This window comes from Microcoleus sp. A003_D6, from assembly GCF_036702825.1.
Taxonomy (GTDB): Bacteria; Cyanobacteriota; Cyanobacteriia; order Cyanobacteriales; family Microcoleaceae; genus Microcoleus.
Genome location: NZ_JAUBWA010000019.1, coordinates 38363 through 59910, shown reverse-complemented (window position 1 = coordinate 59910; position 21548 = coordinate 38363). Strand labels below are relative to the sequence as shown.

Here is a 21548-nt window from a genome sequence, read left to right as displayed (position 1 = left end):
CGGCAACTTTTTTATCATATGCTAAAGATTAGTCAATTTTATCTTTGCTTTTGAGGATTGTTGGCAAGTTGCTTTTTGCCCAATTCCAGAGTTGCTCCGCGATGTTTTCTAGCCGCAGCATGATTAGATCGAGCCATTCGAGCACTTGTTCTAGCGGGTGCTTAATGTATCCCATCGATTCTGCTTTTGTTTCTAAGTAGTCGTCTTCTGCTGGGACGCCTGCGCTGGGATTTTTTGGTTCGGCTGGGGCGGGGGTTGCGGCTGTGTATCTGCTGGTTTGCGGGGTGATTGCGGCTGGGGATTGGCTGTTTTGTGCGGTGTTCGGGTTTGTGTTTTTTGGCACTTGGGTTTCCGGCGCGCGCCCTGGGGTTGATTCTGCTGCGAGTGCAGAGCTATTTTTTTGAGTAACTGCTAAATCAGATAAATCAGATGCTGTTTGGGGTTGACTTTTTGGGCTTTTTGCGAGCAAGCTCTGTTTTAGCTGCCCCAGCAGGCTGTGAAGTGCTTCGGGGTAGGGGGATATTGAGACTGCGGTCGATCGACCTTCTGGCAATTCTCCTAATTCTGCAATTTCCTGCTTGACTTTTGGGCTGGCTTGTGCTGTATCGGCTTCGGAACTTCCCTCGATTAAATGCTGCGGTGCTGGTTCCCCGAATAAGTCTTGCCAATTCAACCACGGTCGATCGACCTCTGGGCTGTTTTGCGTGTTTTCTTGTTCTTTTCGCTGTTTTAAATAATACTGAATTGCGACTGATTTCTCCGTATTATCACTTGCTGCCGTTTCTTTGCCCAAAAGGTTGTCTACTGACGACCAAATCATTTGTTCGATGTTTCGAGCGTATTTTTCCAGGATTTCGCGGGCGGACAAATCTAAATTTGTTTCCGCGCCGGATGTGTCAATTTTTACCCCGGAGTTGGCTGTGGGTTCGGCGGTTGTTTTTGCCGGTGGCGGGAGGGTAAACTCTTCGAGGTTGACGGCGGCGCGATCGAGCAATGTTACAAAGGAGAGAGGACTAGGGGGTCGATGCTCGAACTTGCTGTTAAAATTAGTTTCTAGTTCTGGGGTATTGGGGTCGATCGAATTCGATGCAGAAATTGATAGCGGTGCGGTTTTTGCTTCGATCTGGGCGCGGGCTTTTTGGACTAGGATGAGATTGCGGTCGATCGCTTTTTTAACCGCAAAAATTGATTCTCCAAACTGATTTCTTTTCAGAGCAACCGGACTCGTCTGAAGCCAGGCCATCAATTCCCAAAAACGACGCACCGGCGGAAGCTGAGATTTTTTAGCAGCAGACTCCAAACCGAGATTAAATTTTAATTCTTTTTGGACAATTTCCCGCCGTTCGGGCCCGCAGTTTGCGACTTCCCAAGTTATGCGACCTTCGAGCAGTTCCTGCTGTTCGGGTGTCAAAATATCTAATATCCGATTTTCACCTCCGACTAATACTAAAGTTCGGGCTGGGATAAAAGTGGCAATTCCCTCAACTTTCGGTTTCGGTGTTAATTCAGTTTTAGCAAGCGGGTGTTCTAAGACGGAAGTTGTTTGATGCTTGGTGATTTGTCCGCTAAAATTGATAGCCGGAGGTAAATTGTTAGCAGCATTTCCCCGATCGATTAACAGCGGGAAGCTGGCTAAAGTTTTCGCGGTTTGCGACGAGTTTAGTAAATTTTCGGCTAGGTGCAAAATTTCGGCGATCGAACTTTCCTCGGAAACTTCCCCTTGATACCAATTTTGTCGCAAATCGGGGTTTTCGTCGGCGCCAAATTCTTGCAGTTCCGGTAAATCTACTTTTTGACTTGATTCCCGCAACTGTCGGCTTAGCACTCGGGAACTTTGCACCAGCAAATAAGCTGGATAAAGCAGAATTTGCGTAGCCGTGAGAGTTGTTTGTTTAATTTGACGCCAAGTTCGATCGCAATTGTCAGCGACTTGGCGGGACTGTTTCGATATAAAATTTAATAGTCGGCTTTGGTAGGGGCCGTAGTAACCGTTAGACATAAGTTTTATTTTTGAATTCAGATTTTTGATTCGCGCCGGAATTGCTGAATATTGCTGTAAAATCAAAGCGATATCTTAATCGAAGCTTCAAACCCTCTGAAACCTTTATTTCTTCGCGTCCTTTGCGTCTTCGCGGTTCAATCCGATCTTTGATTCATACACAATTCCTATTTTAGCGAAATATGAGCGCTTCTGTGTCACCTGCTAGCAATAATATTTCTGAAGTTGTAGAAAAGTTGCGCCGCCTCAGTCAAGTGGAGGTTCAGTCGGGTTGGAGGTACTGCGATGCTGACTCGGCTGTTTCTTGGGTAAATATTTGTAACAGCCCTGTTGCCGAACTTAACGGCAAAGGACATATTGCTTGGCCGTCTGGGAAGCAAGTTTTACACTTGGGTCAGCAATTTGTAATTCCTGACAATTTGCACGGCTATCCTGTGGTTGGTTTGCGGTTGCTGCTGGGCTTGACTTGGTGGGCGGAAGATGCTCAGATTTTTGTGAACGGCGAGTTAGTCGGACAGGGAGATTTATTTGATTTTGCCGATCGAGTTTTGTTGAGTTCGTCGGTCAATCCCGGAGATGAATTTTTAGTTATTTTGCGGTTGGTAAGTCCGGGTCACGATAGCGGGGCTTTAGTGCGATCGATTTGTTTGTACGAAGCTGCTGACTCTTCTTGTTTCGATCCGGGTTTTGTGGCTGCCGAATTAGAGATTTTGCAAAATTCGCTAACTCAAAATTTAGAAAATGTAAATTCCCAATACCTCTCCACCGAAATAATAGCAAATCGCTTCGGGTTTGTCAAGGGGGAAAGGCTGAAATCTGAGATTGATTTGGCGATGAATTTGATTGATTGGTCTGCTGTGGGCGATCGCGAAAAGTTCGATCGCTCTCTGTCTGTTTTGCGGCACAATTTACTGGGATATCTGCGGGCTTTTTCGGGGGATTTAGATGAGGGAACCGCAGAAATTCACAGGCGGGACGCCTTTTCCACAGAGGACGCAGAGGGAGGAAGAAAAGATGCGGTTTGTGAGGTGGGAGAAAATAGCAATCCGACATCTATATATATAGGAGAAAGCGGTGAGTTGACATCTATATATACCGGTACAATCTATTTGGTCGGTCACGCTCATTTAGACTTAGCTTGGCTGTGGCCTGTCCCGGAAACTTGGGAAGTGGCAGAGCGAACTTTTGAGTCGGTATTGAAATTGCAATCGGAGTTTCCCGATTTGATTTTCTGTCATTCTACTCCGGCGCTTTATGCTTGGATGGAAGAACATCGGCCTGACTTATTTGCTGCGATTAAAAAACAGGTGGCTGTCGGACGCTGGGAAGTTGTCGGGGGGATGTGGGTAGAACCGGATTTAAACTTGATTTCCGCTGAGTCAATGGTGCGGCAAGTTTTTTACGGACAGCGTTACGCAAAAGAAAAGTTTGGGGAATTGATGCGGGTGGCTTGGCTACCGGATACTTTCGGTTTTGGGTGGCAATTACCTCAGATTTTGCGGCAAGGTGGAGTTGATTATTTTGTGACGCAAAAGTTGCGGTGGAACGATACAACGCAATTTCCCCACGGTGCATTTTGGTGGGAAGGGTTGGACGGTACTAAAATATTTAGCATGATGTCTGCTCCAATTGGTGAAGGTATAGAAGCTGTGAAAATGGCAAGTTATGCTTTTGACTGGGAAGTTAAAACTAATTTGCAAGATGCTCTTTGGTTGCCTGGGGTTGGCGACCACGGCGGCGGCCCGACTCGTGATATGTTGGAGGTGGCGAAACGCTGGAAAATGTCGCCTTTTTTCCCGAAGTTGGAGTTTGCGAAAGCGGTTGATTATTTGTCTTTGATTGAGAGTCAGTTTTTGCCGGAAGTTGCGACAACTAAGTCGGAAAGCTATGTTCCAGAATCGGACAATCAGGAGAATTTGCGGGCGCGAGAATTGTCAAATTTGTCGGCAATTTCCGCAACTAACCCCGAAAGCGATGTTTCAGAATCGGACAATCAGGAAAATTCGCCAGTTGTTGAAACTGTCGGGAATTTACAGGCGCGAGAATTGTCAAATTTGTCGGCAATTTCGGATGCAAATCCTCCCATCTCGCAACTCAAAACTCTCCCTGTTTGGAAAGACGAACTTTATTTAGAATTCCACCGGGGTTGCTACACGACTCGCGCCGACCAAAAACGCCAAAACCGCCGCTGCGAAGAATTGCTCTACCAAGCGGAGTTGCTGTCTTCGCTGGCCGCGATTTGTACTGGTGCGGTTTATCCGAAATCCGAGTTAGAATCTGCTTGGAAACAGATTTTGTTTAACCAGTTTCACGATATTTTGCCCGGTTCTGCGATCGCCCAAGTTTACGCGGATGCTAATATAGCCTTTGCCGAGGTCGATCGCACTTGTCGCGAAATCCTGCTAAAATCTTTGGATGCAATCTCGGCTCAAATTTCTCTGCCGAATCCTCCGCAGCCCGACGCTCAACCGATTTTGATTTTCAATACTCTCAATTGGTCGCGCTCTGAGGTTGTCGCTGTACCGCTTCCCGATTCTGCTGATTCCGCTTGGCAAATTTACGATTTTTCCCGACGGCGATTGGCTTCGCAGATTGTCAGGGGCGATCGACCGCAATCGCAATCTACACTGTTATTCTGGGCAAATAATCTCCCCGCCGTTGGGTACCGGGTGTTTTGGCTGTGTCGCGAAAACGCTGAAACTGTTGATAATGCGTCCGCGAGTCCAGAAACTGAAAAAAAGACAGAGCTATCAAAACTTACATACGGTATAGCACAAAAAAACACGCCTTGTCAAGAAACGCATTTTGCAGCCGCACAAATGGTTCTAGAAAATGAATTTATTCGGGCAACAGTAGACGGAAAAACCGGGGATTTATCCAGCATTTGGGATAAAGTAAATAACCGAGAAGTCTTGAATGCAGCAGGCGGCAATCAACTGCAATCATTTGAAGACAGCGGCCAATATTGGGATGCTTGGAACATTGACCCAAATTATGAAAAACATCAACTACCAGCGCCGACACTGAAAGATATTTCCTGGATAGCACAGGGAGAAATAAGGCAGAGTTTGCGCGTAGTCCGACAAATTGGCAAATCGGAGTTTTGCCAAGATTATATAGTAGAAATAGGTTCGCCGCTGCTGAAAATCAAGACAGTTGCAGATTGGCAAGAAAAGCACGTTTTAGTAAAAGCAGCCTTTGGCTTAAATGTAGAAGCAGATTTTGCAACCTGCGAAATTCCCGCAGGTGCGATCGCACGCACAACTAAACCGCAAACACCCGCCGAAAAAGCCAAATGGGAAGTGCCGATTTTGCGCTGGACTGATATCAGCAATGACGGTTTTGGAGTGAGTTTGCTCAACGATTGCAAATACGGTTGCGACCTTCAACCAAATCAAATTCGCCTGACTTTGCTTCGGGGTTCGACTTGGCCGGATGAACAAGCAGATGTAGGAGTTTCCGAATTTACTTGTGCAGTCTATCCCCATGCTGGAAATTGGCAACAGGCCGGCACAGTTAGGCGCGGCTGCGAGTTGAATTTGCCGCTGCTAGTAAAGGTGTTGCCGCAGTTGGGAGAAAATCGAAACAAGAGTTTACCCGCAGTTGGCAAGTTTTTGGATTTGTCGGCGGACAATTTAGTTTTGATGGCTTTCAAACAGTCGGAAGACGATTCTAATGTGTGGATTTTGCGCTGTTGCGAATCCGAGGGGAAAGAGGCTGTGTTAAAATTCAATAGTGATTTGGGATTAGAGATTGTACAGCCAGTAGATTTGTTAGAACGACCTGCCAATTTGTCGAAAAAGCTGCCCGAAGGGCGAGGATTTAAGATAGAGCCCTGGAAAATCGCGAGTTTTGCAGTTGTCCCCAAAACAGACACCTAAAGACTTTATACCGAAATCTGCGATCGGCTCTAAACCTACATCTTTTTCTCTGATTTATTCTCTTCTCATCTCCCCTCTGCGCCCTCTGCGCCCTCTGCGGTTCATGGAAAATAAATCCAGTTCGCACAGGTAAAAGCCCAAAGTTAAAATTTAATTGTACGAGCATGATATTGCAATGATTACAGCCTTTTAGTACAGCCAAAAATAAGCTATTCCCAAAGTAACAAAAGTCAGCGGCAGCCCGAACCGCAAATGTTCCTTAAAAGTCAGCCGATCGCCTGATTTTCCTGCAATTTCAGCTACAATTAAATTAGCCACAGAACCCAACAAAGTTAAATTCCCCGCTAGAGTAGAACCCGCCGCTAACAACAGCCAAGCTTGCGTATCTGTTTTGACAATCACCGATTGCAGAACTAACACTGCGGGTACGTTAGAAATTAAGTTAGAAAGAATTACTGTTACTCCCAACAAACTCAGCGGCGTATTAGTCAAATTAGTTAAATTGTCCAACAAACCCAGTTGTTGAGTTGCTTTAGTAATCACAAACAATCCCGCAAACATTACTAGCAAATTCCAGTCCACGCCTTGCAAAATGCGATCGGACTTGACGCGCCTAGTAATTAACAATATACTGGCAGCTATCCAGGCAGATTCTGCTAAAGGTGCACCCGCTAAAAAAGCTACTAAAAGTCCTGCTGTCACCCACAAACTTTTTGCTAGTAAAGGTTTGAACAATCGATACCGGACTTGGGGAACCTCCGGCAAAGATTTGCAAGAACGCACTTCTGGATAAAGCAACCACAGCCAACCTACTTGAACCAGCAAACAAATTAAAGCTACCGGTGCGAGAGACCGGGCAAATTCTAAATAACTAATTCCCGAAAAAGAACCGACGAGAATATTTTGCGGGTTGCCACTCACAGTCGCCACAGAACCTAAATTAGTACCTCCGGCTAAAGCTAAAAGATAAGGGAGAGGATTGAGAGATAAAGAGCGAGTTAGAGTGAGTGTTAAGGGGGCGAGCAAAATAGCAGTAGTGTCGTTGAGAAAAAATGCCGATAGAATGCCGCTGCCAAAAGTAACGGCCACCATAATGCCGAAAGGAGAACGAGTAAAGCGAGTTAAAAACTCCAAAGCGAGTTGAAAAAAACCCGATGATCCCAAAGCCGAATTAACGACCATCATTCCCAGCAAAAAAACGATCGTACTTGGGTCGATCGCCTCCCAAGCAGTTTTGAGATTGAGTATCCCCAAAACCACCGCCAAAGCTGACCCAACAATGGCGATCGCCGCCCTGTTCATCCGCAGCCCGGGCAAATATCCCAACCCCAAACCCGAGTAAGTTAGTCCTAACACTAGATATTTGAGTGTTATCATAGATACTTAAAACCATTTATTGCCGATTTATTCCATTGTGGAGGATGCTGGACGTACAGACTGGGTAATTGCAGCTAAACCGGATGGCGCCACAACTAGCGGGAAATATCGCCGACCGACAGTCTACCAATTACAAACAAACACAGGGCTTACACGGGAAGGCGAAAACCAGCGCGCTGGACAAATTGTAATTTTGTTACAGTTTGTAAATTTTATCAAATAACAGGTGTAATTTAGTTTCACAAAAAAGTTAAATTCCAGAAAGTAAAATTAATTACAGTCGAGTTAATTTAAAAGTGTTTGCTAAAAAAAGTCATTCAAGCAACCCAGAAACCAACAATTCTCACTTGACAGGCACGGGCGGCGAGCTCGCGGCACCAAAACTTTCGTGCAGCAAACAAGTCGAACAGGATTGGTATCGAACTCTCTACGACTATTTTCCGGGCATTTACTTCGTTCTAGACGCTTTGGGAAGGGTTTTTTCGCTCAATCAATTCGGCGAATCTCGCCTCGCCTACAAATCGCAGGAATTAATTTGTCATTCAATTTTTAACATATTTTACTGCCAAGATCGAGGTAAAATGCAAGCAGAATTTGCCGGATTGGTACATCCGAAAAACGGTACGCCTGCTTCAAAAGTTGCCTGTTGGGAAGGTCGCTTGACTTGCAAAGACGGCAGGATTATCTGGGTAAAAGCAACCGCGCGCACCATGACGGAGGTAGACTGGAAAATAGAGGAAAATAGCGAGGGTTGTTCAATTGCCAATTTCCAGGGGCCGGCTGTACTGTTAGTTTGCGAAGAAATTAAGGCTGCTTCACTGGTAGCAGCGCCGCCGAACCTGAGAGAAAATTGGCGCAGTGCAACTTTGGCGATCGCAAAATTAGCCAAAATTCAAATTACAGAACGCAACAATATAAAACAATTCATCCGCGAAGTAACAGAAACCGCTGTCAGTATTTTCAACTGCGATCGAGCCAGCATTTGGCTGTACGGCGAAAACAAAACGCAGCTTAACTGCATCGACCTTTACGAACAGAATACAAAAGTCCATTCGGTACAAATAATTATCACAGCAGCCGACTGTCCGGCGTATTTTCAAGCCTTAAAATCTGAAAGTGCGATCGCAACGGTGTCAGCAGAAAATGACCCGAGAACGCGAGAACTGGTCGGTCTTTATTTTGCAGATCGGGGTACGACTTCCCTGTTAAACGTACCGATTGTGCTGGCAAATCAAAGGTTGGGAATAGTCAGCGTCGAACGCCAGGGTTCCGGCAGTGAGTGGACGGAAGAAGAACAGAAATTCACCCAAATTTTAGCAGATTTTGTATCATCAAGTTTGTCAGATAGCGAAAAGTTTAAATTAGAATCAATGCGGCGGAAACAGCAGCAAAATTTGCTGAACAAATACTGCGAGCAACTAGAAGAAAGAGTAAAAATACGCACGGTCGAACTCAAAAACGCCAACAGAAAACTGCAACAACAAATAATTAAAAGAAAAAAAGTAGAAGCAGAAATGCGCCGGCAGCACCAAGAACAGCAAATTATTTTTGATGCCGTGCCGGCGATGATTTGGTACAAAGATACGGAAAGCCGCCTGCTGCGAATTAATCAAGCCGCCGCTGCATCGAGAGGTTTGCCCGCCGATCAATTAGAAGGAAAATCTTTTTATGAAATCTATCCAGAGGAAGCAGAGCAATATTATTTAGAAGATTTGGAAGTAATCAATTCCGGCGTTCCCAAACAGGGAAAAATTCAACTGCTGCCAAGTGTCTCCGGTCAAAAATGCTGGGTGCGGAAAGATAAAATACCTTACCGCGACGAAACAGGTAAAGTCGCTGGCGTGATCGTGTTTGCAATAGATATCACCGACTTAATGCGAGTCGAAAAAAAACTTCGAGAATATCGCGATCGACTTGAAGCAAGAGTCGAAAAACGCACTGCTATGTACAGGCAAGCCATGACCGCTTTGTACTCGGCAAATACGCAACTGCAACAGCTAATTAACAACAGCTATTCCGGCGAAAATGGCAGCAGCACAGCAGCACCGAGCTTGCTCGAATCCGAAGCTTATTTTGAAGCAGTTGCCGTGGCTGACCGCGACACAATTTTGAGCGTCAGCAGCAACTTTGCCGAACTGTTCGGTTACGAACCTGCGGAAATGGCGGGAATGAGCTTGCTGGAACTGCTGTCGCCGAAATCATACAAACAGGCGCCGCAAATGATTTCGGCTGCCAGCAATACAATCTGTGAAACAATTTTTCTCAGGCGGGATGGAACTGCTTTTCCCGCTGATGTTCGCAGCAAATTCGCGATGTGGGAAGGTCGTTTAGTGCAGGTAAAAGCAGTGCGAAACCTCACGGAACGCAAGTTAATAGCAGCAGAATTAGAGCGATCGCGCTCTCTGCTGCACGCTACCTTGGAAGCAACGGCAGACGGCATTCTCGCCGTTACTACCGCCGGAGAACTGATTAGTTTTAACGAAAAGTTAGTTCAAATGTGGGGGATTTATGAAGAAGTTAGAAACTCGATGGATAGAACGGTGCGTCTGACATTTCTCACCAAGCAAGTTAGAGATCCGAGAGCTTTTTTGCAGAGAGTTAAAGAAATTTATAGCGATGCGGAATCCGAAGGCTGCGATATTATTGAATTTAAAGACGGCCGGACTTTTGAGCGCTACACTCAGCCGATTCGAGTCGGACAAAATATTATTGGCAGGGTGTGGCGCTTCCGCGATATTACTTCTCGCGAAAAAGTGACGGCAATGTTGGGAGATTCTCAACGGCGCTTTCGGGCAATTTTTGATTCTTCGTTCCAATTTGTGAGCTTGTTGAAACCGGACGGCACTCTGCTGGAAGCTAACCAAACTTCTCTGGATTTCGCGGGAATTAAGCTGCGGGATGTGGCAAATAAACCGTTTTGGCTATTGCCTTGGTGGGGAGATTCTGAGGAAGTTCGGGAACAGTTGCAAGAGGCGATTTCTCGATCGGCAAAAGGCGAATTTGTTCGCTACGAAGTGGAAGTTCAAGGTGCAAATCGGACGGCAACTGTTGATTTTTCTCTCAAACCGGTCGCGGATGAAACGGGCAAAATAGTATTGTTGCTGCCGGAAGGTCGGGACATTACTCAAAGTAAGCAAGCCCAAGTCGCGCTGCGGCAACAAATAGAACGGGAACGCCTGATCGCGCAGATTCAATCGCGCATTCGTTCTTCTCTGGATCTACAAGATATTCTCAACACTACAGTAGCGGAAGTGCGGGAGTTTTTGGCAACCGATCGCGTGCTGGTTTTCCGCTTCCGGCCAGATTGGAACGGAGATGTGGTGGTGGAGTCGGTTGGAGAAGGATGGATTCCACTGAAGGGGATGGGAATTGACGATTGCTGTTTTGCCAATACTTACATCGGACAGTATTTAAAGGGTCGCATTCGCGCCATAGAGGATATTAATGCTTCTAATTTGAGCGAGTGTCACCTTAAATTTTTGGAGACTTGTCAGGTGAAGGCAAATTTGGTGGTGCCGATTGTCCAGCAGGGAATAGAACCGAGGGAAGGTAACAGTTCTTGTCAAGTGCCGAAGTTGTGGGGTTTGCTGATTGCCCACCACTGTTCGGCACCCCGCCAGTGGCAGCAGTTTGATATGGATTTGCTGAGTCAGTTGGGCACTCAAGTGGCGATCGCGATCGAACAATCTTTACTTTACCAGCAGCTAGCTGCTGCCAACCAGCGGTTGGACGGGTTGGCAAATTTGGACAGTCTGACTCAGCTAGCTAACCGCCGCCGATTTGACGAGGTGCTCAACCGGGAATGGGAGCAGGCGAGATCGGGGGAACCGCTATCTTTGATTATGTGCGACATTGATTGTTTTAAACTTTACAACGACAATTACGGCCACCAGACCGGGGATGCTTGTTTGCAGCAAGTGGCGCGGGCGATCGGGGATGCTTGCACGAACGCACCCGCAGAACGCCTTTATTTGGCTGCTAGGTACGGCGGCGAGGAATTTGGGATAATTTTGCCAAATACAAACATCGCGACTGCACAAGCAGTTGCTGAGCAAATCCGCCAGCGCGTCAAAGCTCTGGCTATTCCCCACATCAAGTCTGTTGTCAGCGACTGCGTGACTCTCAGCATGGGGGCGGCGACGATTTCTGAAAATCAAAATTCGCCGAAAATGCTGATTGAAGCTGCTGATAAGGCGCTTTATCGGGCTAAGTCTGGCGGGCGCGATCGAGTGGAGGTGAGTCAGTAGTCAGCAGTCATCAGTCCTCTGACGGATTGCTAAAAAAACGATCGCCCTAACTGGCATAAATAAAGTTAGTGCGATCGCGGTACTATGAATCAGCTATTTATCTATCAGACTCGGCGCGGGCTTTTTACGCATTTCCACCAATATTGTTACAATACTTCACAGAAAGAGGGGAAGAGTGAGAGATGCGGAAATTTTTCCTTCTACTGACTGCGGACTGCGGACTGCGGACTGCGGACTGCGGACTGCGGACTGCTGACTACTGACTACCGTGTTTAGCTAACAATTTTTGAAACACTTCATACATATCCTCAGCCAACTTTTTAGGATTCCACAAAGGTGCGAGATGTTCTGGCTGCTTCGACTTTACCAAATGCTCTTTCACCGCATTTCTGAAACCAGCATCGCGGCCAAACTTAACTCCCCACTGCGTGTATTCCTCCCAACTCCAAGCCGCACCCACATCGAGATTTGCACTTTTGAGAAAAGCGTAACCCATCCGCGAAAGATATTGGTCGCCGGATCTCGTTACCACTGGCAAATTCGCCCACAAAGCCTCTAAATTGTGAGTCCCGCCGTTGTAAGGATAGGAATCTAAAAGCACGTCGGCTACGTAATAAATAGCGCGGTGTTCTTCTTCACTTCTAGTTTGCCCGATAAACTTAATTCGAGCAAAATCTACTCCCTGAATGTCGCATTCTTCGCGGTAAGTGCTGTGAATAATATCGGGGTCGCCTTGACCTTTGCGGATTAACAAACTATCTGGTACTTCCTTGAGGATTTTAACTTGAGCTTGCACCATTTCGGGATTTGTTTTTCTCCCAGGCGCAACGCACAGATAAGTCATTTGATCCAAGCCGATGCCGAGAGCATTTCTAATCGCCTCTCGATTCACGGGAATGCTTTGCAGTTCGCTAATTGCTACCGAACAAACTGGCAATCTTACTAACTGTTCTAAGTAATTTTTTTCAACACCGGGCGGGTGAGTGTGTTCGTCACAAAGAAAGTAGTGATTGTCTGAAATGTAGGGCGCGTCGAATCCCAGCCAAGAAACGCAAATTCCCGCAGGATATTGATACAGCACTTCGACATTGGTCGGCACTGTCATCGAGTCTAAGTCTATTAAAACATCCAAATCGTCTTGCACTACTTCGGCGAGGATTTCGCCGCCGTCAGCAAAGCCGTTTGGATATTTTTTAGGCCAGTAAAACTTGCCCGCCATTTCTTCAAACCGCTGCGTAACTTCATCTCGGTTGAGTTTCCCGGTCACGTAAAGATGAACGTGGGGGGTGATGCGACTTAATTCGCGAATTAAAGCTTCGCTGCACCAACCTACCGAGTGGCGGCGGAAGTGTTTGGAAAGGAAGCCAATTTTTAAAGGCTTTTGTCCCGTATAATTTGCGGATTTGATTGTGTTGACCTGGCGCTGCGGGACGGCTTTTTTGTAGTATTCTTTGGCAATTAGTCTGTAGAAACTGGCATTTTTTTCGCGGTTATCTCGCAGGTGGGAAACTGCAAACAGGAAGATTTCGTAGAGCAGTTTTAGCTCGATTACGCTAAAGCTTTCGACTTGTTCGTAGCAAAGTTTTTCGATTTCTTCGAGTTTCTGAATTGCCTGCTGGCTGACACCTGATTGCAGGTAGGAAAAGACGTAGGCTGTGGCTGACATGACTAAGGCATTTTCGCCACAGTTTTCGCAGTATTTGTCTGCTATGTTGCGGGCTCCGGCAAGGTTGGTGGAATGGCTTAGCAAGTCGCAAAGTTGTTGGTAGGCTTCGCTGAATTTGGGGTTGCATTCGATCGCCTTTTCAAAATTTGCGATCGCCTCCAACGGCTTATCTTGTTTCTGAATGTGTCCTATCCGGCAGTAAACCTCTGCCCAATCCGGTTTCAATGCCAAAGCTTGCTGGTAGCTGGCTAAAGCTTCTTCCAGCCGCCCCTGCATGGAAAAACAACTGCCGAGGTTAGCGTGAACTTCCGGCCAATCTGGCTTGATTTTCAGAGTATTTTGGTAATAAGTAATTGCTGCTTCGTAGTTGAATTGCTGCAAAAAAGAATTGCCTAAATTGAAGTGCAGAACTTCTAATTCCGGCTTTAAAGCTACTGCTTTCTGATAGTTAGCGATGGCGGCGTCGAGATTGCCTTGTTGCGATCGCGCGCTGCCGATGTTACCGTAAGCTTCGGCCCAATCCGGTTTAATGGCGATCGCCTTGGAGTAGCTTTCGATGGCTTCGTCGCGCTTTCCCTGGCTGAAAAGTCGATTGCCTAAGTTAAAGTGGAAGTCTGCACCGACAAGCTGGGGGTTGAGTTCGGATGTTCTCTGGAAACAGGCGATCGCTCCTTCGATGTTGCCGTGTTGGTGATATACTTTCCCTAAGTTCCAGTGAGCGCCCGCTAAATCTGGACTCAAAACAATGGCTTGCTGGTAATGTGCGATCGCCTCTTCCAAACGCCCCATTTTGAAATACATACTGCCGATATTGGCGCGCACTTCCGCAAAATTTGGCTGCAATTCTAGGGCTTGAGAATACGATCGAATGGCAGCTTCAATTTTGCCTTCAGCTTGCAAAGCATTCCCTAAAGTTACGTAAGCGTGGATAAAATCTGGTCGGATTTTTATCGCGTGCTGACAAGCTGCGATCGCCTCTTCAATTTTACCTTGAATTAAAAACTCTTCCGCCAGTTTTTTGTAGGGTTCTACTTCTTGATAATTAGCAACTTGTCCGCTATCTGGAACATTCAGCGAGGTAACTTGTTCGGAAACTTCGGCGGGATTTGTAAACGGAGTATTTAAATTTTCAGTAGTTGGCGCTGGCGGCAAATTGATACTCGAAGGCTGCAACCCGTAACCTTCATCTTTGCTGACAGATAGTGGTTGCTGTTCGTCGGATTCTGGTTCTAATTCGATAAATTTGCCGTCGGCATTTTCCCGCTGTGTTTGTGCGATTAAACTCGATAGTTTCTCCGCAGTGCTGGCATTTTCCGGTTGCAGTTGCAGCACTTTTTGATAGCAAGCAATTGCTGCATCTAACTTTCCTTGCTGCTGCAAAACATCGCCAAGCATCACATTAACAGAACACAAAATCGGATTAATTTCAAGAGCTTTTTGGTAAAAATTTGCCGCCTGCGTTAATTGCCCTAACTTGTAATACATACTGCCTAGATTCGCGCTAGCTTCTGCAAATCTCGGCTGAATTTCTAAAGCTTGCAAATAAGCTTTAATTGCCATTTCCAGCTTGTCTTGAGCGTGCAGGGCATTGCCCATTGTCAAATAAGCCGGAGCAAAATTCGGTTTTAATTTAAGAGCGAGATTGCAACAGGCGATCGCACTTTCAAATTCTCCTTGCAAAACATAAATTTCCGCTAATTTTTTGTGAGATTCGACATCTTCCCAGTTAAACTCTAAAGCTTTCTTGTAATCTGCGATCGCCTCATCAAGCCTGCCTGCATCTTTCAGCCGATTTCCCTTGACAAAATAAGCTTGAGCTGCTTCTAAATTCACCAACGAATCCGTTATCATTTGCTCTGCCACTCTTACAGATTGTACAGTAATACTATTCAGCCATTCTACCCACTGTCGGGATCGCACAGACCAAGTACACCCTCGATTTATATATTCTACCTGCTGTCTCAGAAGATTTTCAGCAGTTGCGCCGCCCGAAAGAGCGCCCTCTTTGCCCTCTTTTAAAACTCCGACTGTCGCCTCTAAAAACCGCCTTGTATATCCCTCCCAATCCGGTTTGTCGGCACGGTTCCAATTAGTTACCGATGCCAAATTTTCCACACCTGACATTGAAACTAGACGGGCAAATCCCGCAGTTGTTTCCGGCAAAGCTGCCAATTCACTCGTCACAATCCGGCAACCGCAGGCCATCGCCTCCATCACGGCAATAGATGACGTTTCCGAATAGGTATTCGGGTAAGCTAAAACCGCGACTGAACGCAGTTGTCGGACGAGTTCGGGTTGCGCTACCGAACCGATGTACTCGACGCCTTCTGTTTCCTCGCACTGGCTGTAAAGCTGACCGAAAAAAACTTCATCTGCATTCGCCTCAATTTGGTGTACTTTCATGCTAGAAAATACTTTCAATCGCGTTCCAGGTACAGCTTGACGGATTTTCGGAAAAACTTTTAATAAAATGTCTAGTCCCCGAAACGGAGTGCTAGTGTAAGCTATAATTGGCGGTTGAGATTTCTGAGATAGGATAGAAAGATCGCCGGCAAAAATGTTAGCAAAACAAGGTGCGATCGCATTTCTTAAAACACAACTGCGATGCGAGTCAATCCCAAAACAGCGCTGGAATTGCTCCCGCTGCCAGTCGCTGACAAATACAAAAGCATCGCAAGTATTGATTTCTCGCCGATCGTTAAAATCTTGGAGAAAGACAAAACCCGGTTCGTTATGAATCCACAAAATCAACTTAGTTCGATGCCCTAAAAACGGCTTGATTTCCCGTGCTTTGCCGGCTATATTGACGATAACTAAAAAATCGAGCGATCGCAGCAATTCAAAATTAGATATGTCCCACACCCTGCGCCTGCAATCAACCCCGCGCGACATCCCCGACTCCGAAGTATTGTTGAGCAAAAATACCTCGTTTCCCTGTGCAGCCAAGGCCTCAGCCAAGTAACAAATAGCCGACTGAGTGCCGCCCAAAGGTTCGCGGTAAGGAGTTTCAATTTTGTAATCCCAAGTATAGGTATCCAGAAATCCGATTTTCATTGTGGCAATTATCCGCCGATTTGTGAATTGTATTTTTTTGTTTCACCGCAGAGGGCGCAGAGGACACAGAGAAGAAAGAGAGAAGTTCCCACTAGAAATAATTTGCGAGTTCGCTCTCTTCTTCTTCTTCCTCTCTGCGTTCTCTGCGTTCTCTGCGGTTAAATAAATCCATAATAAATGGTATAATCTTAAAACTATTGAGGAGTATCCAACATGACCGCAGAACAAGACCCCGTAAAATTGATGAAACAGCAAGTCGGCTTTGCTGCCGCCGATCGCGTAAAATCAGGTATGATTGTCGGACTCGGCACCGGGTCAACTACAGCTTATACTATTCAAGCGTTGGGCGATCGCATAAAATCAGGTGAACTCAAAGATATCAAGGGAGTGCCGACATCTTTTCAATCAGAAGTGTTAGCCAAACAGTACGGAGTGCCGCTGACAACTCTCGATGAAATTGACAGAATAGATATTGCTATTGACGGCGCTGATGAAGTCGATTCGCAGCTAAACTTAATTAAAGGCGGCGGCGCAGCCCACACCCGCGAAAAAGTTGTCGATTACCTCGCAACTCAGTTTATTGTAGTCGTTGACAGTTCCAAAATCGTAGATAAATTGGGCTCGACTTTTCGAGTACCCATCGAAGTGATACCGATGGCAATTACACCAGTTACGCGCGCCATCGAAAAATTGGGCGGCAAACCAGAACTCCGCATGGGAGTCAAAAAAGCGGGGCCGGTAATTACCGACCAAGGTAACATGGTACTCGATGTCAAATTCGACAATCTGGACAACCCTGGGGAATTAGAAAAAACTTTGAATAATATTCCCGGCGTGTTAGAAAATGGCTTGTTTGTCAACTGTACAGATTTAGTTTTAGTCGGCGAAATCCAAGACGGCAAACCCGCAGTCCGGGAGATTTCTAAATAGTCAAAACTGCCCCAGAGGTGGTCAAAAACTCTTTGTGGAACAGGCATCTTGCCTGTTCAGGAGAATGCTGCAAATATGCTAGTTAAGCTGTTGGGCATCTAAATTGTATTTTTAGGGCGGGCTTTCTGGCCCAACTCCTACTCCCACAAGACTTTTCTTAAATTTGACTATACAATTTAAATGCACTTGGGCTTACCTTGACTTTGATTGTCAAAATTCAGGGGTTTAAACTCCTGTATGACGGAGGAATATTTTTAGGGTGGTTTATAAATCTCCATCCTAAAAACCAGGCGATTCAACTGTCAACTGTCAACTGTCAACTGTCAACTGTCAACTGTCAACTGTTTATGATGCAATATCGCAGATTCGGTCGCACAGAATTATCCATGCCTGTCTTTTCCTGCGGCGGGATGAGATATCAGTACAAATGGCAAGACGTGCCAGCCAATGAAATTTCCCCAGACAATCAACAAAATTTAGAAGCGACAATTCGCTACTCGGTTGAATGCGGCATCAATCACATCGAAACTGCTCGCGGTTACGGCACTTCTGAGATGCAGTTGGGGTGGATTTTACCGAAGTTTCCCCGCGAACAGTTGATAATTCAAACTAAAATTACTCCTAAAGCTAACCCCCAGGAGTTTCGCGAGGAATTTGATAAATCTTTAGCTTATTTGCAACTAGAATACGTCGATTTGCTATCAATACATGGGATTAATACGCGGGAGTTGCTAGAGGATTGTATGCGTCCGGGTGACTGCGTGGATGTGGCGAGAAAGTTGCAAGCAGAAGGCAAAGTTCGGTTTATTGGTTTTTCAACTCACGGGCCGACGGATGTGATTGTCAAAACAATTGAAACCAATCAATTTGATTATCTTAACTTGCATTGGTACTACATCAATCAAAGTAATTGGCCGGCTATTGAAGCTGCTAAACGTCGCGATATGGGCGTTTTTATTATCAGTCCTTCCGACAAAGGCGGACAACTTTACAGCCCACCGCAAAAATTGGTAGATTTGTGCTATCCGCTGAGTCCGATCGTGTTTAATGATTTGTTTTGTTTGTCGCATCCGCAAGTACACACTTTGAGTTTAGGTGCCGCGAAACCAGAAGATTTTAACGAGCATTTGAAAGCTGTAGAATTGTTAGATAGAGCCGATGAACTCTTGCCGCCGATATTAGCAAGGTTGGAAAAAACAGCAATTGATAAATTAGGAGAAGATTGGTGGAAAACTTGGCACGTCGGTTTACCAACTCTCGAAAATACTCCCGGAGATATTAACATTCAAGTGATTTTGTGGCTGTGGAATTTGGCGAATGCTTACGATACGATCGACTATTGCAAGATGCGCTACAACCTTTTAGGTAATGCGGGCCACTGGTTCCCCGGCAAAAAAGCCGATCGCCTGGATGAATTAGACTTGCGCCGCTGTCTGGCCCACAGCCCCCACGCTGCTAAAATTCCCGGTATTCTTCAAGCAGCCGATCGGCTTTTTGGAGGTGAAGCTGTTCAACGCCTCTCCCAAGAATAATCAAAAAAAACCCGGTTTCGATAGAGAAACCGGGTTTGTTAGCCGGAGCACGCGAGATTTATTTACGCGCACACAATTAGCCTATACTTGAGAAACTCTCACAACCATCGCCCATCCGTCTCATCCATTCGGGCGATAGAACTTTTTTCTCAACTCGCTCCCATTTTGCTTTAATCTGAGATAAAACAGTTAATAATTCAATTAGGTACTTTTTATGACTCTCAAACGCCGAGATTTCTTGTATTTGCTGACTGCCACCGTCGGAGCTATTACCGCAGGTGCTTGCCAAGCGTCAGGAAATAATGTATCACAAGCAAGTCCCATTGCAGAAAGCCAAAAAATAGCCCAAACCCCCGGGCCTTTTACACTGCCACCTCTGCCTTACGAATACAATGCTTTAGAACCGCACATCGATGCGCGGACAATGCAATTTCACCACGACAAACACCACGCCGCTTACGTTAAAAACCTCAACGATGCTGTCAGCAAATACCCGCAACTTAAAAATATCACTGCGGAAAATATGCTGCGAGATTTGAGCAAAGTGCCGGAAGATATTCGCACAACCGTGCGGAATAACGGCGGCGGACACCTAAATCACAGTATGTTTTGGGAAATCATGGGTCCCAACGGCGGCGGCGAACCCACAGGGGCAATTGCAACAGCAATTCAGCAAACTTTCGGCAGTGTTGACGATTTTAAAGCAAAATTTAACGATGCCGGCACCAAGCGTTTTGGCAGCGGTTGGGTTTGGCTAGTCCGCAATAAAGCTGGCAAACTTGAGATTGCAACTACTGCAAATCAAGACACTCCTTTTATGGAGGGCAACTATCCAATTATGGGTAACGATGTTTGGGAACACGCTTATTATCTCAAATACCAAAATTTGCGTGCTGACTACTTAAAGGCTTGGTGGAATGTTGTTAATTGGGCGGAAATTAACAAGCGCTACGAAAAGGCGATCGGGTAGTTTTCGATTAGATGAAATACAGGACACGGCAGATGAAATACAGGACACGGCACTGCCGTGTCCCTACTAGCTACCGAATGGGACGATCGAACTGCTGTACAACTTTCCGCAAGTAAACGCAGTGTCGCGCGCCCTGACTCGTTGGCGTTGTGAATGCTTCGACTGACTCAATTGTGCCGCCCAAACGCTCGATCGCCCTTTGCAACTCCGTTTCTTCCTCCACCGTCCAATTCCCGCGGTAAAGTACGGCCAAACCGCCATTTTTCAGCAGCGGTAGCGCACATTTAGCGCACAGAGAAGCCGCTCCAACTGCTCTGAGAAGTGCTAGATCGTAAGCTTGTTTGTGCTGCGCCCCTCGGGCAATTTCATCCGATCTGCCCAGCAAAGTCGCCGCATTTTCTATCCCTAAAGATGGCAAAACTGTTTCCAAAAAAGTAATTTTTTTGCGAGTAGAATCGAGCAAAGTAACTGATAAATGCGGCAGGGCGATCGCGATCGGCAACCCCGGAAAACCCCCACCCGTCCCAATGTCGATCGCTTTCTGCACCGACTGGAGGGGTAATTCGGGATTTTTCCCTGCACTGCTATTAGCTGGCAGCAGTCTCGCAATTCCCCGCAGAGAATCCCACAAATGTTTTTCCCAAAACTCGATCGGATCGGTAATTCTAGTTAAATTCAATGAGCGATTGCCCTCGACAATTAACTCGTAAAGCCGCTGAAATTGTTGCTGCTGCGACTCATCCGGCTGCCAATTCAGCGTTTGCTGCCACAACTCATTCATCTGGGGCAATACAGGTATTGTAATCTGATTCATCTTCTATTCCCACTCTTTTGTAAACTCTGCAAATTTTCTGCACTTAAAAATGCTTCATAATGCGATCGACCCGCCCGCACTAACTAATGACTAATGACTGATGACTGATGACTGATGACTGATGACTGATGACTGATGACTGATGACTAATGACTAACAAAACTAATTTCCTTAGCTTCTAACTTAGCCCGATCGACCTCCTGCAAATCCCCGCGATCTAAAGTCCAAAAGCGATCGGCAACGCTCAGCAAATCGCTAGCATCGTGAGTAACAATCAACAAAGTCCAGTGACTTTTCAACTTGCTCAACAAGCTTACCAACTGCCGGCGCATCGACCAATCCAAACCCGCCGTCGGTTCGTCCAAAAGTAGCAAATGCGGCTGCCGAATTAGCTGCACCGCCAGGGCTACCCTGCGCTGTTGCCCCCCGCTCAAAGCGTGGGGGGAAGCCCGCAGCGGCAAATGTCCGAGTCCTACTTCTGCCATTGCTTTGTTGATTTGTTCTTGTCCCAATTCGGGATGTCCCAACCGCAATTCTTCTAAAATTGTGCCTCCGCAAAAATGCCGTTCGGGAAACTGGAACACTAAACCTCCTAATTGTTGCAAGTGTTCCGGTGTTAATTCCTGTTCGCGCCAGCGGATGTCGCCGCTAGTTTTTTCCGCTAAACCTGCTAATATTTCTAATAGGGTACTTTTGCCAGAACCGCTGCGACCGACAATCAGCCCCATTTGCTGCGAGGGAAGTTCTAAGTTAATGTTTTTCAGAATAGCATTCGGACAGGCTGTAGGATGATATACTAAGTTTTTTAGATAAAGCATTAACGGTAGTTGTTAGTTGTGAAGAAGTCATCAGTCATTAGTCAGAAGAAAGAAAAATAGTTATTTTGGGATCGGGAACTCCTGGTTGTGCTATTAATAGTTGAGGCTTTTTTTGCAGGTGCCGATCGCCCAAAATTATTTTACATAAATCTTTACAAAATTTTCCTTTTTTTCAGCTTTGGCGTTTGATTTTTAACTTGTTTCATGGTATATTTTAATAATGGAAATGTGTAGATTTATATATAATGAGTCACACTCCC

General features: G+C 46.1%; 10 protein-coding genes. 5 read left to right on the top strand and 5 right to left on the bottom strand.

Features of this window, described 5'->3' with window-relative positions; all coding sequences use genetic code 11:
• Positions 1 to 28 precede the first annotated feature (28 nt).
• A complete protein-coding gene (locus QUB70_RS08035; protein WP_332979501.1) occupies positions 29 to 1999 on the bottom strand; it encodes a hypothetical protein in 1971 nt (656 codons plus the stop codon).
• A 182-nt stretch (positions 2000 to 2181) separates the two neighbouring features.
• Here QUB70_RS08035 and QUB70_RS08030 point away from each other — a divergent pair, with 182 nt between their 5' ends.
• Positions 2182 to 5880 (top strand): alpha-mannosidase, encoded by a 3699-nt coding sequence (locus QUB70_RS08030; RefSeq protein ID WP_332979499.1) that lies wholly within the window; start codon positions 2182 to 2184, stop codon positions 5878 to 5880.
• Between the two features lie 189 nt (positions 5881 to 6069).
• Here the strand turns inward: QUB70_RS08030 and QUB70_RS08025 are convergent, their stop codons facing one another.
• Positions 6070 to 7257: an anion transporter gene (locus tag QUB70_RS08025; protein ID WP_332979498.1), complete on the bottom strand. Its 1188-nt coding sequence runs from the start codon at positions 7255 to 7257 to the stop codon at positions 6070 to 6072.
• A 296-nt stretch (positions 7258 to 7553) separates the two neighbouring features.
• On the opposite strand from QUB70_RS08025, the gene QUB70_RS08020 reads away from it, so the two are divergent.
• Complete coding sequence (locus QUB70_RS08020) at positions 7554 to 11504, top strand: PAS domain S-box protein (RefSeq protein WP_332979497.1); 3951 nt, start codon at positions 7554 to 7556, stop codon at positions 11502 to 11504.
• A gap of 256 nt (positions 11505 to 11760) precedes the next feature.
• On the opposite strand, the gene QUB70_RS08015 is transcribed toward QUB70_RS08020, so the two are convergent.
• The gene (locus tag QUB70_RS08015; RefSeq protein WP_332979496.1) at positions 11761 to 16224 is read right to left on the bottom strand and encodes a tetratricopeptide repeat protein; all 4464 of its coding nucleotides are present in this window, start codon (positions 16222 to 16224) and stop codon (positions 11761 to 11763) included.
• 213 nt (positions 16225 to 16437) lie between these two features.
• Here QUB70_RS08015 and rpiA point away from each other — a divergent pair, with 213 nt between their 5' ends.
• The 3 genes from rpiA (at position 16438) to QUB70_RS08000 (ending at position 19656) form a co-directional block, all read left to right on the top strand.
• Entirely contained in the window at positions 16438 to 17154 is a 717-nt protein-coding gene (gene rpiA, locus QUB70_RS08010; RefSeq protein ID WP_332979495.1) for a ribose-5-phosphate isomerase RpiA, read from the top strand.
• Between the two features lie 347 nt (positions 17155 to 17501).
• Positions 17502 to 18686 (top strand): aldo/keto reductase, encoded by a 1185-nt coding sequence (locus tag QUB70_RS08005; protein ID WP_332979493.1) that lies wholly within the window; start codon positions 17502 to 17504, stop codon positions 18684 to 18686.
• A gap of 214 nt (positions 18687 to 18900) precedes the next feature.
• Positions 18901 to 19656, top strand: a complete 756-nt coding sequence (locus QUB70_RS08000) for a Fe-Mn family superoxide dismutase (protein ID WP_332979492.1) — start codon at positions 18901 to 18903, stop codon at positions 19654 to 19656.
• A gap of 70 nt (positions 19657 to 19726) precedes the next feature.
• Here the strand turns inward: QUB70_RS08000 and rsmG are convergent, their stop codons facing one another.
• On the bottom strand, positions 19727 to 20470 hold the full coding sequence (rsmG, locus tag QUB70_RS07995; RefSeq protein ID WP_332979490.1) for a 16S rRNA (guanine(527)-N(7))-methyltransferase RsmG: 744 nt from the start codon (positions 20468 to 20470) through the stop codon (positions 19727 to 19729).
• Between the two features lie 146 nt (positions 20471 to 20616).
• On the bottom strand, positions 20617 to 21288 hold the full coding sequence (locus tag QUB70_RS07990; RefSeq protein ID WP_332979488.1) for an ABC transporter ATP-binding protein: 672 nt from the start codon (positions 21286 to 21288) through the stop codon (positions 20617 to 20619).
• Positions 21289 to 21548 lie beyond the last annotated feature (260 nt).